The 13,858-nt window shown below is 35.5% G+C and carries 11 protein-coding genes; 2 read left to right on the top strand and 9 right to left on the bottom strand.

The window, feature by feature from the left end; all coding sequences use genetic code 11:
- Nucleotides 1–1,713: 1,713 nt before the first annotated feature.
- The 3 genes from MF646_RS16775 to MF646_RS16765 all read right to left on the bottom strand — a co-directional run bounded on the left by MF646_RS16775 (nt 1,714) and on the right by MF646_RS16765 (nt 3,924).
- Nucleotides 1,714–2,268: a hypothetical protein gene (locus MF646_RS16775; RefSeq protein ID WP_250097669.1), complete on the bottom strand. Its 555-nt coding sequence runs from the start codon at nt 2,266–2,268 to the stop codon at nt 1,714–1,716.
- Nucleotides 2,269–2,495: 227 nt separating this feature from the next.
- Complete coding sequence (locus MF646_RS16770; protein WP_250097668.1) at nt 2,496–2,963, bottom strand: VanZ family protein; 468 nt, start codon at nt 2,961–2,963, stop codon at nt 2,496–2,498.
- A gap of 91 nt (nt 2,964–3,054) precedes the next feature.
- Nucleotides 3,055–3,924, bottom strand: coding sequence for a hypothetical protein (locus tag MF646_RS16765; RefSeq protein WP_250097667.1), 870 nt, complete (start codon nt 3,922–3,924; stop codon nt 3,055–3,057).
- 233 nt (nt 3,925–4,157) lie between these two features.
- Here MF646_RS16765 and MF646_RS16760 point away from each other — a divergent pair, with 233 nt between their 5' ends.
- The gene (locus MF646_RS16760; protein ID WP_084138602.1) at nt 4,158–4,277 is read left to right on the top strand and encodes a DUF4023 domain-containing protein; all 120 of its coding nucleotides are present in this window, start codon (nt 4,158–4,160) and stop codon (nt 4,275–4,277) included.
- Between the two features lie 126 nt (nt 4,278–4,403).
- Here MF646_RS16760 and MF646_RS16755 read toward each other — a convergent pair whose 3' ends face one another.
- The 4 genes from MF646_RS16755 to MF646_RS16740 are packed head-to-tail and all read right to left on the bottom strand — an operon-like array spanning nt 4,404 to nt 7,715.
- Complete coding sequence (locus MF646_RS16755) at nt 4,404–6,824, bottom strand: DEAD/DEAH box helicase family protein (protein ID WP_250097666.1); 2,421 nt, start codon at nt 6,822–6,824, stop codon at nt 4,404–4,406.
- Complete coding sequence (locus tag MF646_RS16750; protein WP_250097665.1) at nt 6,817–7,143, bottom strand: nucleoside triphosphate pyrophosphohydrolase; 327 nt, start codon at nt 7,141–7,143, stop codon at nt 6,817–6,819. Before MF646_RS16750 ends, MF646_RS16755 begins: the two co-directional genes overlap by 8 nt.
- An 18-nt stretch (nt 7,144–7,161) precedes the next feature.
- Entirely contained in the window at nt 7,162–7,533 is a 372-nt protein-coding gene (locus MF646_RS16745) for an HIT family protein (RefSeq protein WP_250097664.1), read from the bottom strand.
- Between the two features lie 41 nt (nt 7,534–7,574).
- Nucleotides 7,575–7,715, bottom strand: a complete 141-nt coding sequence (locus tag MF646_RS16740) for a hypothetical protein (RefSeq protein ID WP_250097663.1) — start codon at nt 7,713–7,715, stop codon at nt 7,575–7,577.
- Between the two features lie 176 nt (nt 7,716–7,891).
- On the opposite strand from MF646_RS16740, the gene MF646_RS16735 reads away from it, so the two are divergent.
- The gene (locus MF646_RS16735) at nt 7,892–8,290 is read left to right on the top strand and encodes a (deoxy)nucleoside triphosphate pyrophosphohydrolase (protein ID WP_250097662.1); all 399 of its coding nucleotides are present in this window, start codon (nt 7,892–7,894) and stop codon (nt 8,288–8,290) included.
- 42 nt (nt 8,291–8,332) lie between these two features.
- Here the strand turns inward: MF646_RS16735 and MF646_RS16730 are convergent, their stop codons facing one another.
- Nucleotides 8,333–11,146, bottom strand: a complete 2,814-nt coding sequence (locus tag MF646_RS16730) for a DEAD/DEAH box helicase (RefSeq protein WP_250097661.1) — start codon at nt 11,144–11,146, stop codon at nt 8,333–8,335.
- A 579-nt stretch (nt 11,147–11,725) separates the two neighbouring features.
- Entirely contained in the window at nt 11,726–13,843 is a 2,118-nt protein-coding gene (locus tag MF646_RS16725; protein ID WP_250097660.1) for an AlwI family type II restriction endonuclease, read from the bottom strand.
- Between the last annotated feature and the right edge of the window lie 15 nt (nt 13,844–13,858).

The following is a 13,858-nucleotide window of genomic DNA, read 5'->3' as shown; positions in this document are numbered from 1 at the left end:
CAATGCAGCATATCCATCCTTAATCCCCACTACGACTGCTTTCATCATCTTTTCTCCCCTCTGACATAATTTAAATATTCCGACTACTCCATAGAAACCACCCCCTCATTCAAATCAGACAGCATTATATTTATATGAAGCCTCTGTAAATCATAGAGAATTACAGAAACTCATTAACCTATGAAACTCCAAAACTATATGTAGGTTTAAGCCTTTTGCGAATATCCTTAATGGTTCTTTCAATCTAGTGTCCAATGAACGCTGATAGTAGCCGTTCTTTCTATTTTAAAATTCGGGTCTTACAACTTTAACGAAAGTTCTCCAGTTCTTCTTTCATAATCAATTCAAGTTTTTCCTGAACAAATGATTTTAGGACTTCTTCCAGTTGATTTATGAGTGCGGAATTGTGAGTGCGGAATTGTTTATACTCGATGACAAGGTAGGGGACTACTCCTCTCTTATGGAATCTCGACAATTCCGAGGATACCCCACCTGTTTTTTGAAAACCCTTACAAAAAGAGGGATCTAAATAGTAGGAAAATTTGTTAAGCAAATGAGCTATTTTATTGTAGGAATCCAGACAATAGGCCTTGGGACTACACAAGATTTAAAGGGGGTCCACTTTAACCCATGATCGTTCTTTTCCAGATCGTAATTCACTGATCTCTCCCCTTTAATAAAACTTTTAATGTAATTTAATACAAACTAAACATAATATACTAAATTTTCTCATGCAACGTACATGATGTACTAAAGTATAAAACTTTTTTCGTCATATATACTGAATGTCCGTTGAGCAAGCACTGCCCACAACACCAGCAGATGACCTGTCTCTCCTTTGTGCAACTGTTTTTTTTCGAACCTTATTGTCTTCTTGTTTCTTTTTGCTCATGAAAAAAACCTCCTATACCTTAGGAGGTTGATCAATTATCAGTGATTCAATAGCCTTAGACTTTTAAAAGTCTAACCATTCAAATTCTGGTGTTTTCGATAATCTACATTGCCACACAAAAATAGCAATGTTTTTGTGTTGGGGAACAATTGTGTTCATATATCCAACGTGGTTTATGACATTCAACGGTCTCATTAACTCGTTCAATGCGATGAGGTTGTTAACACTAATATCTTTATTGAATAGTTCAATAAAGATGCTCCCATTTATTCCTTCGACACGTAAGAGCTTTCCGTTCTATTTCAGATACAAGAGCTTCTTTTCCTTTAATATAAGAGTTTATATCACCTTTGCTTCAATAAGAGAAGGCTATTCTCCTTCTTGAAGATTAGAGCCCGTTAGCTTAACAAACCAGAGTAAAATGCTTTCTACAAAAGTTCTATATTGATTTCTAATTAAGAAGGCTGTCAATAATTGAGTATAGTAAAATAAGCGGAGATTTTCCGGTTAGATGCAGAATATAGCTCATTCCGGGGGATATAGGGGGAGGTTTTCCGATTAAGCAAAGAAAAATTTCCCAATTTAAGATTTCTCCTCGAGTCAATAAGCGGAATTTTTCCGTCTATTTAAACTATTTTCAGTGCTAATTGCTAATTAATAGAAATTTCTCCGTTTATTTATCAGGTCGGGTGCTTAACCTGATCCACCAGTAATTGACACGGTAATTAACAGAGAAAACAGCACAATTAAAAGGAGCTTGGTTATAATTGTAATGACATCTTCTTCAACTAACGCTTCCGCTAATTTAATATTGATTGTATTTAAGTTGTTCCCGTGTCCAACTTCTTAAACGATTCAGCTATTTTAACAATTTCCTCAACTGATAATAGTTGTGCTTCATCTTCGGTTGTAACCACCATATCTATAAAGACACTATCCTGTTCCCAAACGAAAAATTGTCTTGTTTGATGAACACGATAAAACCCCTTAAGACCATCACCGAACTCAACAATCTCATCATATATAATATTATCCAGACTTTTGACAATAAAGACTTCCATTTCTCTATTAGGTTTATCATAAGAGTGATAGTGAATTTTCGGGGTTAAATAGTCTAGATTCTCTTCATCAACATACACAATTTCATTATCCTTAATAGCACGTCCTCCACTGTAAAGTTCCTCATAATCAACTTCATGGATTTTAAAAGGAGCGTATGTTGGTAGTAAAATATTTCGGTCATCAAACTTACTTAACTCTTCTATTTCCCTTATTTCTTTCTCTACTAGAAATGTCTGGGTACTTGCATTCCATACCAATAACACAATTCCGATTCCAATAACTGATAATATTAAAAATCCCTTTACCTTCTTCAAGTTACCCCTCCTTATAGATGAAGAAATCTGCTTCATTTCACCTTTAACCTCAAAAATGGTGTTGCCTATTAAATTAGTGAACTTATTTATATCACTTACGATTAAAAGGACAAATTTGTTTCAAATAAATGTGAAGTTTCTACAACTAACCTGTTTCATAAACACAATAAACATAAGGAGTTGCCGACGACAACTAGCGCTAACCCTCTTTTGGATTAACGCCTCCTTTAGTTCAAATACCTTTTTCTTTTTAAATAACTAGAAACCCAAATACCAATAAATCCACCTAATGAATTTAACATAATATCATCTACATCAAACACACCTAATTGTGTAACGTATTGCACTGATTCAATAGTAAGGCTAAACATCAATATTAATACTATTGTCCAAGCGTTCTTTAATTTAGGTAATAGTAGAGGAATTAATACTCCTATTGGAATAAATAGTAACACTACACCGAAAGTATTATAAAACCAAAAATCAAAATTATAGGCATGAATATTAAATAGGTAAGTACCAATGGTGGAAAAAGGGACAAAATTATGTGACACTCCAGTATAACTTCCATCAAGTCTTCCTGGATAAAACGAACTGCCTCCTCCAAAGCTAACGAATAACACCAAAGAAATATAGAACAAAGAAAAAACAATAATCCACCATTTTGATTTCAAATCAACAACTAACAGCTTCAATGGACATACCTCCTCAATAAAAGGTATGTGCGATGTTTGGTATTCTTAACCAGTTAATTACCTCGTTAATTCAACAAGTAGTGCGCTGACCTTATTCATCTAACGCTCCTTCAGTTTCATTAGATTTTTTCTTGTTTTCCAGTTTAACATTTAATTGATTAAATTTTTCAACCACATCAGCTAAAGATGATTGCTCGGCTAATGAAGTACCTTTTTGAATAGATTTCACAGCTTTATCAAATAAATTTGCTTTTATCTGGGCGTCTGCAAGTGTATACCAATAGAACCAAGCATCCATTTTTGATATTTTATCTTTGTGAAATTTTTCAATAACAGGATAGTATTTTGAATATAACCCTTCATCAAGAACTAATTCTAGACCATTCCATTTAAGAACATCTACAAAATAGGTATCGGCAATATACCTTTGCCAAACTATCATTCCAACATCTTTATTACTTAATAGTTCCATCATGTGATAAAAAACCTCTGTTATCATTTTCAATGAATTATTTTCCCATTTAAAAATCTCAAGCTTATTTCCTGCAGCTGCGCCAATTGTTACACCGAATAGGTACTCTTTAGTACCATCACCAGTAATATCAGCCAATCCCGAATAGTCTAATCCAACTCCTTGAGATTTTGTTTCCCAAACTTTCTTCCATTCATTATTTTCTTTTTTTAATATTATCGCTCCGTACTGTGATGGAGAAGGTTGTTCCTTCGCTTTACGTTTATAGTTAATAATTACTTCATCGTTTCCGTCATGATTAAAATCATATAGCTGAAATGGTTTAGTAGAAACAGGGTGTTCAGGACTTATCAGTGAAGAGTTTGAAGGTATATACTCATTGATAACATTAGTTATATCTTTATCATGTTCTACTTCAGCATTAGCGACCATTGCAGTTATGCTCAATAGTACAAATGTCATTAGGGTTAAAAACATTATTTTTCTCATCCATAATTCCCTTCTTCTTCAAGTGGTATTATGAATAATTGTTCCCTATATAACTTTAGATATCAGAAACCGCAGTTACACTATCCTGACCATCATTTCAATCAGAAAAAGAGCAATACCTTCTTGAAGAATTGCTCTCCCGTAAGCTTAAGGACATTCTCAGATCAATACATGTTTCCCCATCAATTTGGAACCCTAATAAAGAAAATAACGATAAGGAAGGACGATGCATGATGGATGATACAAAACAATTTATAGACAAACTACACGACAAGCAACAAAAGGATGAACAAAATAGACAACGTCAAGGAAAAGGGCATCCAGAAAAGAAATTACCGAATAAACAACATTAAGCAATCAAGAGCAATGAAGGATTTGTCTAGGGCAAATCCTTTTTGTATGCTCCCTTCTTTTTTGGCATCATATTTCGATTTGCTAGCTGGTGACAGTGGCACCTAAACTCCAGCAGACTAACCTCACTACCTACCAGCCTTCCTCTCAAAATACCGATGCAACCGATACTCACAAACTTCTCTCGTCCACTCATTCACCTTCCCACTAGAAGATCCATCAACCTCAAAAGTTAATTCAAAAGTCTCCCCATCAAAAGTTACCAATCCCTTTGAACTATTCGCCCACTTTGTCATTGGCATTTGAGCAACGAGCCTAGCCACTTTTCCTTCATCATACTCCCACATCGCTTTTGTATTCTTAGCTGAAAAATCAATTTTCTTTCGATACGTTTCCGACATATAATATTGATGAAAATAAGATGCCACCTCTACAGGTGTTACAGGTTTGAACCATTGCTCCACTCCCCGCGATAACATATATGAAAGGACCACCATTTTATAACTTTTGGTCATTGTGGTACGTTCCACTTCTAGAAACCACTGACGATAACTACTATATACCTGTTCCTCTTCATCAGTGTATACTCCAGCTTCCTTCAAAAAGGCAAAGTACGAACCAAATTCAGCTTTATATTGGGTTCCATCAAATTCTCCATGGAGATGTAATTCTAAATAAGAAGGATCTCTTCCTAACTCAGCACGAACCTCATAGTAAGAGTGAATCATTTGCTCACGTCGCGGTTTTCTTTTTCGCTGTAACTCATTTAATAGGTCAATGACCTTAGTTTCTAAATCAATCGAACAAACATCAGGAACCGCCGGAATAGCTACACCAGCCTCCCTTTTTCCTTCACTGTCCTGATTCCGAAACACACTCAACTTCACATCTGCATTCCGATAGTTTCCAATTAAATCTATAATGACACATGATTTTTTTGTCGGAGCAAGCCTTAATCCTCTCCCTACTTGTTGTGTGAAAATACTAAGGGATTCCGTTGGCCTAGCAAACAGTAGAGTGTCTACTAGCGGAATATCCACTCCTTCATTAAACAAATCAACAGTTAGAATTACTTCCAGTTCGCCTGATTCAAGCTTCTGAACAGCTTCTTTTCTATCCCTAGCTGACGTTTTTGACGTTAGACTTAAACAAGCTACTCCTTTATCTGTAAAAGATTTTGCTAAAAAATCAGCCTGTTTAATAGAAGAACAAAACACCAGCGTCCTCGTTTGCTTATGCTTCACCCAAGCTTGGTAGATGTTATCAAAAACATCCTTCCTTAACTGTAAGCCTAGCAACTCTTCCTCATCATAGCGCTTCCCAAGCCACGTAACTTGCGAATAATCAATTTCATCATAAATGCCGTAATAACGAAACGAACTAAGCCAACCCTGTTCAATTGCTTGAATAAAGTCAATCCGATAAGCAACATTCCCATCACAAATGGCATACACATCTTTCCCATCCATTCGATCAGGTGTTGCTGTTAAACCCAACAAAAACGAATAAGAAAAATAATCGAGTACATGCTGATACGAGCGAGCCGCTGCATGATGAAATTCATCAATGACAATTAAATCAAACGCATCCTGTCCAAATTCTTCTACTTGCTTCCGGTTTGCCACTGAAAAAATCGAAGCAAAGACAAAATCAGCCTCTCCATCCTTCTGTTTTCCATTAAAAATTCCATGTGTCCTATCAGGCATCACATGTTCAAACGTTCGCTTTGCTTGATACAAAATTTCTTCCCGATGAGCAATAAAGAGTACACGCTTGAAGCGTCTAGCAAAAAAAGCAGCCAAGTATGTTTTCCCAAGCCCCGTCGCCATAACAACCAGTGCCTTGTTGTAGCCATCCTCGACTGTTCGTTCCAGTTCCTCTAAAGCCTTGGCCTGTGCTTGACGTGGCGATAGCACCTCATAAGGTTCTTTAGGTTCAGCAACTACATGTTCGTAGTCCTTTTCATCCCCAAACATCAACTCGGCTTCATCCTCAGCATCAAAGGCGCTAAATTGTCCTGTTTTAGCGTTCACTTCGTTATAGTTCTCTTCATACATTCGGATGGTTGGCTCATTTACAGGCACTGTATTTTCACTTAGAAAAAGTTTCAAATAGGAATCAAGTGCTTCTTTATGTAACTCTTCACTTTCACCAGCTGGTATGGAAACATTCCATTCCACCCCTCTGGTCAAAGCAGACCTAGATAAATTTGACGATCCAATAATGACATGACCTTGATCTTCTTCAAATTGAAACAAATACGCTTTCGGATGAAAGGAACGTCCATTACTTTTCCACAACCGAATTTCAATCCGATCATCCAATTCATATAGGGCTTGAAGCGCTTCTGGCTGAGTGACATACATATAATCACCCGTTAATACCTTTACCTCTACCCCACGATTTAGAGCCTCTTTTACAGGCTTTTTTAGTAAATCGACACCAGACTTCATTAAAAAAGCCGTTAAAATGTAAACTGAAGAGGACTGTTCAATCGCCTCAACAATCTCTTCAATTAATAACTCTGTAACAAGACGCATCCTAGTCATCCTCTACATCAATTAATAAAATTTTTTCCTGAAAGCCACCTCGCTCATCATACTTCCTCTGTCTCACACGTTCAATTTCTTCTGGTTCAACTCCATCATGACGACTAAGCGAATAAAGTACTTCTAACAAATCAGCCATCTCTTCTACTCTCGCCTCAATTGACTCCGCTTGTAAGAGCTCGTCCATTTCCTCTTTCAACTTCACTCGTAACTCTTTCTCATATGTATTAGCATCTAATATTTCTGTCCGAAACTTTTTCCCACTCTTTTCAATGACCTCAGGAATTCGATCTCGAACAAGTTTGTTATATGTAGGCATAACCACGATCCTTTCTATTTAGTAAGACTGCTTTGATGGAATGACACCTCGAACACCACCTCGTGGATTTGCCATATCTCCTTTATAACGAGGGATAACATGGATATGAGCATGAAAAATCGTTTGCCCTGCAGCCTCTCCACAATTCATTCCTACATTAAATCCGTCTGGAGAGAATTGATCTTTTTGAAGTTCTCGAACTTGTTGAACAAGAGAGTGGAGTGCTTCTTTCTCCTCTTCAGTCGTATCGAAATAATCTGCTACATGTCGTTTAGGGATGATGAGAGCATGTCCTTTTGAAACGGGATATTGGTCGTAGATGGCGTAGGCGAGTTGATTTTCTACTAAATAGCTTCCAATTGTACAAAATGGACAAGCTTTTTCTTTCATAATTTCCTCCTACTTATTACCCTTTATTAAACTACTCAGATTTAAACCTTATCCAAAAGTGAATAACTAGAATCTCTCTTGACCTCATTCATTCCTTTGTATTTTGCATTCGGGTTCATTAAATCATTGTTAGGATGCAATGTAATACGCTTTGTAGGCTTATCAATATTTGCCCAAACCAATGTAACCCCTCCATAAAAAATTCAGATAACAAAATTATACAATCTATAGATACATTTTGTCTGAGATTTCGTTCATTTTTTCCCAAACTAAAATTTTCAACCATAAGATTAGACACGATTCTAGCTGAAAATGTTATGATAATGACACATCAATACCCAATAGGAGGAGCATCACCTTGAAAAAAACAGTAAAAGTTGTTGCAGCAATTATAGAAAACGAACAAAATGAAATCTTATGTGCACTTAGATCTCCAGAGATGGCCATTCCGAATATGTGGGAGTTCCCTGGTGGAAAGGTCGAGAAAGACGAAGACATTTTTACTGCTCTGAAAAGAGAAATCCAAGAAGAACTACAATGTCAAATTGATACATCTGAGTTATTTAATGACATCACTCATGAATATGAGAAGTTCATCATAAATTTAATTGCAATTAAATCAAAAATTGTAAAAGGAACACCTATTGCGAACGAACATTCAACGTTAATCTGGTTGAAAAGAGACAATCTCGAATCTCTTGTATGGGCTCCGGCTGATATCCCAGCTGTCGAACAACTGGTAAACGAAATAAAGTAAACGTTGGACCCCAAGCATGTAACTTGGGGTCCACCTTTGTTTCTATACTTTTTTCACAAATTCTGTATAAACGTTTGCAGGTACTTCTGTTTCTAATTCAAACTTAACGGTAATCGGTTTGTCCCCTTTGTATTCAACTGTATTTCCTTTGCCTATGTATATATAGGGCTCCACTTTCCCATCAATCTCTCTATATTTACGAACAAATAAATGAAGGTTTATTCCACGTTCTTGATTAAGTATAATGTTTCTTCCTCTATCTGAATCTTGCTTTGTACTATTTGGAGTTTGCCACTGAAAGAAGTTTTGATCGATAAATTTATCTTTGTAATTAATGCTTTCTTTAATATCTTCTTCCTTTTGTAAGTCAATAAATAAGAAATACTCATTTCCATTTGCAAGCAGACCAGAACCTCGAAACGCTGTATGGATTTTGCGATAATTGGAAAGCAATGCCGCATCAATCATTTGGTACTGTTCAAATACCTTAAAATGAGGTACCCCATAATAATCATTTTTGAACTCTTTTTCATAACGAAACATTCCATATGTAATCGTATCTTCAATATATTTATGGTACTCCGGTTTGTTCAACACAGTTTGAAACGCATCTGTCTTATAAAGCACCTCATCATGTAATTCAAATAATTTCAGCTTCCCTTTTTTCTGCACACTGTCGTAGTAATTTTGGTTCCAACATTCGAATGCATGTAAAATGCTATCTTCATCTACTTCTTTCACATGCTTTAATATCTCATGCTTGGCTTCTTTTATATTGATACGTTCGTGCGTTAGAAGATACTTAGCAATTACAAACTCATACACCCGTTTAATCGGCAACTTACCCGATAACTCTTTTAACGCGCCTTCGAATAAATCATCTTCCAGTAACCCTTTTAACTCCTTGTCTTTCTCCACTTTTGCAACAAATTGAAGGTGCGTTTTCTCACGATCAATGAATTTAACGGGATCTGGAGCCCCATCGAACTTCAAATAATCAACTAAGAAATAAGGCGTGTACCCTTGGTTCAATTTCTTGAATTCAAAATACTCTTCCTTTAAATATTTCATGGAGTTAAAGTTTTCCTGGTCAATTTGTTCCAGAATTCTCTCTTGTGAAATTTTATCCATTTGAATATGAGTAGCTCCTGGAATATTCGCAAATCCAGTAGCAATCGCAACCTTTAAACTCTCTTTGTCATAATAACGACTCCCATTCAATGCAATTGCAATTAAAAATGTTTTGCTATGATTGCCGATGAAATCAAGAACAGTGAGGAACGTTTTGCTATTATGCTTTCGTAGTCCCCGTCCTAATTGCTGAATGAACACAATCGGAGAATTCGTTGGCCTTAACATGAGCACTTGATTCACTGAAGGAATATCGACCCCTTCATTAAAAATATCTACCGTAAAAATAAATTCTAGCTCGTCCGCATCATCTTCTAGCCTTTTCATAAAACTTTGACGTCTTTCAACGGTATCATTACCAGATAAACATACACTTTTATATCCTCTTTTGTTAAACTCATCTGACATGTATGTCGCATGATCGACACTCGCGCAAAATCCGAGACACTTACGTTTTTGCCCATCGTGTCCGTAGAAGTTCATTTGTTCAATAATGAAATCAACTCGTTCATTCACTTTCAGCCGTTTCGTAATCTCAGCGATGTCATCGATATCGACGTCACTTAAGTCAATGTCTTCTATATCCGTAATCCCGAAATAGTGAAATGGGATGACGAGTTCATCTTCAAGTGCATCATGCAATCGTACTTCAAGCGCAACATTGTTATCAAACAACTCAAACACATTATTGTGATCACTACGCTCAGGCGTAGCCGTCATCCCTAATGTAAAGGCTGGTTCAAAATAATCCAAAACTAATTGATAACTTGGACTTGTTGCATGATGAGCCTCATCGATGATTACATAATCAAATTCATCTCTACGAAAATCTTCATACCGTCTAGACATCGATTGAATGGTAGCAAACACATAATCAGCATTCCCATCTTTTTCATTCCCCGTTAGCAAACCAAAGGAAATCCCACTATTTGAAATGAGATGTTCAAACGTTTCCTTTGCCTTTTTCAAAATTTCTTCACGATGGACAATGAACAACACTCGTTTTGGATTGTAATTTTTCACATCAAAAGCAGACATATACGTCTTCCCTGTCCCCGTAGCTGCGATCACAAGAGCTTTCTTTTCATCAAAAGATCGAATTCGTTCTAAGTTTTCCATCGCCCGCTTTTGCATGCGGTTAGGAGTAATATAAGTCGAGTTTTCATAGATGAGTTGATGCTGCGTCATCTCGGGATTAATCAACCTACTTAAAAACGCTTCATAGTTTTGAATAAACTCATCATTCGCTTCCACACTAATGGACCATAAATGCTCGTATTCTTTTATAACATCTTTAATAAAAGTCGCTTCCTCTTTTGAGATGATTTCTACATTCCATTCAATATTGCTTTTTAGAGCACTCTGCGTAATGTTGGAAGATCCAATAATCACTTTATAATGATCTTCATATTCAAAAATATAAGCTTTTGTATGAAACCCAATTTCTTTATCTGTAACAAAAACCTTCAAATCAATATTGTTAAATTCAGTAATTTTCTTCAGCGCCTTTGATTCTGTGAAGTTTAAATAGGTGGAAGTAATGACCTTCCCCTTTATGCCCTTTTGATCGGCTTCTTTAAAAGAATCGAGCAATAATTGAAGTCCACTAAAGTTAATAAAAGCCACACTAAAATAAAAGCTCTTACACTCAACGATAGATTTTGTAAGCTCGTTTAATAAATTCCCTCTTTTTGAGTTAACAATTAGTTTCTTCTCATCCGTCATTACGTTCTCCTACTGATATATTTTTTTCTATAATTATTAACTTTCCCTGTGTCCATACGGCCATTATATAGGATTTTTTTCCAAATATCGACTATAAAACGTACAGTAAATGAGGTCCTATCAAATGTTTAGTGTGTTTTATTATGCGAATAACCCGCCCAGAAAAAATGAGCGGGTTTGATTGCTCCAATAGTTTAAAATTAGATAAACTATCAAAACATATGGACTTATTCATCAGTCTTTGGAATTGGTACCTGGCCCCCAACGAAAAAAGAAATTGAATTCCACACTCTACTTTAACCGTTGATTTTATAAGGTATTGCAACAGCAATGTGTAAAAATATTACCCTAGCTTTTTTGCGGTTACCTTATTCAATCAGTGTATATATTTTACTAAAAAACATTCCTCGAAGAAACATGAATAATAAGCTATATATTCCTGAAGTACTTGGTAACCCTATATAAGAATTTACTTTAAAGTTATTATCAGCTTTTTTTCTTTTATATAAGCGAGAAGTATATTCATCACCAATTTCCTCTCTATTTTTGGTGATGAATTAAGTAAAAGAGGTTTATAATTTATATAAACTTTATTATCTCATCACGCCACCCCATATTGAAATCCGTTGATAACTTATCGAACGACTCTTTTATACTTTCAAGGAGTTCAGTCTCATTTTTTCGATTTTGTATCATTTTAGCAAGCTCTTCATTTTTCACCGGCATAATTGTGACTGTATCAGCAAACTTATCGCTTTCTCGCGAAGATTGTAATGGAACAGTTGCAACAGCTCGCCAAATATTAATGGTATTCTCGTCCAAATCGTCTGCAATAAATAAGGTGGTTACTTTTTTAGGTGCTGATTCAATAGTTAAATTGGTTGCATGTCGTAAAACAGGCTCCCACTCTCCACGTTTCTGCGCATGCTTATTCATTAATGTTACTTCAAGCATTAAGATATGATCATCGTAATCAATAACGATATCCCCTGCTCCCCCTCCAGCGTGTGTCTCGGGTTCAAAATCTGCACTCATCGACAAATTAAAACTAGAAAATAAATCAAACTTTTTAGAACTAATATGATACCAAGCAATTCCAACAATATACTCAAAAATCGTCGGAACATCCGTATTTTCCGCAACCATTTTTTGAATTTTCAAGTCATTACTGCGATCCGAAAATAATTGTAATATCTCAAGTATTTTTTCTTTTGGATAATTCGTTTCAATATGTTGAATGAACGCCTCACTTGTTTGATTAAATATTGTTTCTCTAATTTCTTCCTCACTAGCTAAATTCAATTCATCCTTAATTTCAACAATAGCCTGTTCAACTTTTTCATCCTCATATTCAAGGATTTCTTCAAGCGTAAGATGGTTTAAGAAAGGGGAAGTCATTTCCTTTTCGTAGCTCTCATATGCTTCATTTGTTGACTCTCCGAATACCATGTTTTCCAGATTAATCTTAGAAAAAAACTTCTGCCATAAATCGCGTTGTGCTAACTCAACGACACCATTTTTAAAGCTAATTATTCCTGTTACTTTCATTACTCGTCGAGTAACATCACCATATTCACGAACCCCATCATGACGTTTGGAAGCTTGGAATTGTAAGAATAATTTTGTGTTTAAGTCTTCGTTTGTGAGAATATCTACATCTTCATTAAGCTCCATAAACTTACTGACATTCGTTCTATCTCTTGTATCAAAAGTGAAAACGTTGCGACCAAAACCAAACGCCTTGTTTATCATTGACTTTTTCTGCGTATCAGAAAATAATTCGACCAATTTTTCAAGGTTCTCAGTTGTTCCTTCCCTATTAAACCTCACCAAATTCTCATAGAACTCCCGATAAATTTTAATCGTTTTCTCACTTTTCCCACTTGAAAAATGACTAGCAAAGACTTCTTTTGACATTGGGATAGGTTCATTGTTTATTTTATCTAACGCATCAGTTGAAAATGGAACATACTCTCTTTCTAATTTTTGAGCATGACCACCTAAGAATTCTTCAACAAAACTGGATGGTTCGATTGGTAAATAAGGATTCAGCATTTGAATCATCGTAATAAACAAATCTTCGCTTACTCGTTGATAATTCAAAAGAATATACATCGCCATCAACATAGGAGAGTAATATTTTTCTCCATCTTTGGCGTAAACTCTAAGTTTCAATAATTGTCGTAAAAAAATCAAGTTTGTTTCATCAATTGGTAATAGATTTTCAAACCTACTTCTACGTAATTTTTTACCGTGAATCCATGATTTCCCGACTGGTGAAATTTGACGATGTTCATCAGCTAAACCAATTTTCACTAAGTTACTTGAGTAGTGGCGTGCTCTACCCTCAATTGCGTTATCTAAATCAGCATATAATTGCTTTAACCCATTTGTTTGCTTGAGATAACTAATGTCACCTTTATCAAAAGCCATTTTTATTTTGGGATTTTCCATCGCTTTAACAAAGTTATCGTACTTTGGATGTTGTTTAAATATCTCAGGGGATTTTTCTATTGCCAACTCATAAAATCGAAACTGTGTCGATTCATTTGGATAGCGTCTCCATACACTAGATTCACTCTCTTCATAAACTTGTTCTAATATATTTGTATAAATATTATACGCATTAATAACGTCACTTCTACGTCCGTTTGTATCAAATAAATTGAAGACTTGGTCTAATTTACTTACTTTCATTTTATCTCCTTCTTT

Source organism: Halalkalibacter alkaliphilus, from assembly GCF_023555415.1.
GTDB classification, from domain to species: Bacteria; Bacillota; Bacilli; order Bacillales; family Bacillaceae_D; genus Halalkalibacter; species Halalkalibacter alkaliphilus.
This window is presented reverse-complemented; position numbering and strand designations above follow the sequence as displayed.